Annotated in this window: 2 protein-coding genes and 1 pseudogene; all 3 read left to right on the top strand. The window is 41.8% G+C overall.

Features of this window, described 5'->3' with window-relative positions:
- On the top strand, positions 1-643 hold a 643-nt coding region (locus VE944_RS06060), incomplete at its 5' end, for a hypothetical protein (protein WP_324973746.1).
- Between the two features lie 116 nt (positions 644-759).
- Complete coding sequence (locus VE944_RS06065) at positions 760-1,464, top strand: hypothetical protein (protein ID WP_324973749.1); 705 nt, start codon at positions 760-762, stop codon at positions 1,462-1,464.
- Positions 1,461-2,192, top strand: a pseudogene (locus VE944_RS06070) (TrbI/VirB10 family protein); the annotation flags it as partial. The gene VE944_RS06065 and the pseudogene VE944_RS06070, both read left to right, overlap by 4 nt.

The raw sequence follows: 2,192 nt of genomic DNA on the forward strand, positions 1-2,192 counted from the left end.
TAATATTGATGATTTAGCAAGAGAACCAGAAGCAATTCGCCAATTCGTCAGCAAAACGATGATATCAATGTTTAGCTGGTCTGGAACCTTACCAGTACAAAATATTGAAGAAGTTGCAAACCCCAAACCAGATTTAGGAGTTCTTATTCAAACACCTCAAGGGGGTAGCCAAAAAGTTAGTACCAGCAGTTGGATAGCTAGTTTTGCCTTATCCGAAGACTTTCGCAAAGGTTTCTTAAGCACAGTTGCAGAAATGACACCGGAAGAAGTTTTCTCTGAAAATCCCAGCCTAGCTATGACATCACAATTAGTTATTAAGCGGGTTTATCCGCCAAGACAAATTGCACCAGGTAGGTGGCGAGTGGGTATGGTAGCCGATTTAATTCAAAAAAACCGAGTTGGTGGTGCAAGACTCATAACTCCTTTTAACAAAGATTTACTTGTACGTGCAGCAGATTATTTTGGTAATCCCCAAGGCAACAATGGCACAGACTTGCAAAAGGCAATTTATAGTGTCCGCGCTGATAGGTTAGAAATTTATGAAGTTCGTAACTTATGTTTGCTAGATGGCAACAACAACCTTAACAATGATAAATTTACCGAATGCGGCCCTGGACAAACATCTGATAGCTTTATTAGATGAGTAGGGAGTGGGGAGTAGGGAGTAGGGAATCAGGCTTTTCGAGTTGAGGGCTTTTTTAAAAAATCAAATAAGACCTATAGATTTCTAATTCACTAATTCAATTTATATGAATATAAATGCAATTACTCAAACCAGAAAATAGAAAAAATAACCCATTGCCACTGTTAGCAGTAGGGACATTTGGGTTACATGTATTTACCTTGCTTTTACTACTATTTCACGGGTCTATGTTACAACAATTAGGCCGGCAACTCACACCTCAAAGTTTAGTGCAACTTGTTGATGGTCGCACTATAACCGTAGACCCCCAACCAAATTTAGAGCGACAGCCAGAGGCTATTCGGCGGTTTGTGGGTGAAACTATGAGCTTAATGCTTACCTGGTCAGATCAACAGCCGCCAACGCAAGTCTGGGAAATCACCTCCCAATTGGTAGCTGATAATTTTCAACAAAAACTTCAGTCAGAAATTACCAATTTAAATCCAGATAGCCAATTTGAAAACGTTAATAGAGGAGCAGAGAATGTATTAGTAATCCAAAAAATTTCTCAACCTACAGAAATAGGTAATGGACAGTGGAAAGTGGAGATGTTTGCTAATCAACTAGTATTTAACGGTTATGATAGGTTGGGAAAATCAACTTCGTTTAATAAACAAATTTTAGTTAGAGCAATAGATGAACCCGCAACTTCCCTACCAAATGCAGGACTACCATTGCAGTTCGCAGCTTACCGCCTTGGTGAAGCCAGACTAGAAATTTATAATGTATGTGATATCAAAGATAAAAATTGTTCTAGAAATCCCAACCAAGCTTTACCATGACTAAATACTCAACTCCTGCGGAAACACCTGCTCAGAATGGATTTACTCTAAACACCGAGGCTCACCAACAAGATGTAGAATCTTTTGATTGGGAATCGCGGATGTCAAGGTTAGTCGGCTTTGAAGAAGAATCTTCTCCCGATACCCAAGGATCAGAAGACTCTGCAACTCCACAAGAATCGCTATCTCTTCCACAAGATGTTCAGACAAAGCAACCGCTCTCATCTAATCCCTTTGCAAAGTTAGGCTTGGTAGGAGCTGCTACCTTTGCGATCGTTTTGGTGGGTGGTGTGGTTTTGTCCCAGTTGATGCCCGGCACTGAAAAGCCAAAAACTATTGTTGCTCCACAAGTGCCTGAACAGCCAACTGATGAATCTACCTCTCAACAACTAGCAGGCGAAGTAGATACTCTGAAGACGAAATTAGCCCTGACTGAACAAGCAGAGATGGTGAAAGCCGCCCAACAACAGCTTAGAACTGCCAAATCAGCGTCTACAGTACCTTTACAACAACCGTCAGTTTCTTCCAGAGGTACAGAAAGAGCGATCGCAACGCCCCCACCAACAGCTTACGTACCTCGGACAGTCACAGTTGAGCGCATCGTTAGAGTACCTGCATCTCAACCTGTGCGATCGCCCCAACTACCAGTTGTGAAGCCAAACCCTCAACCCGTAGTCAATATAACTCCACCATCTCCACCAAGCCCATTGCAAGAGTGGAAAAGGTTA

This window comes from Nostoc sp. (genome assembly GCF_035638895.1).
Taxonomy (GTDB): Bacteria; Cyanobacteriota; Cyanobacteriia; order Cyanobacteriales; family Nostocaceae; genus Nostoc.

Coding starts and splice junctions, on each gene's coding strand:
- VE944_RS06065 (WP_324973749.1), top strand. CDS start 760: ATGCAATTACTCAAACCAGAAAATAGAAAAAATAACCCATTGCCACTG.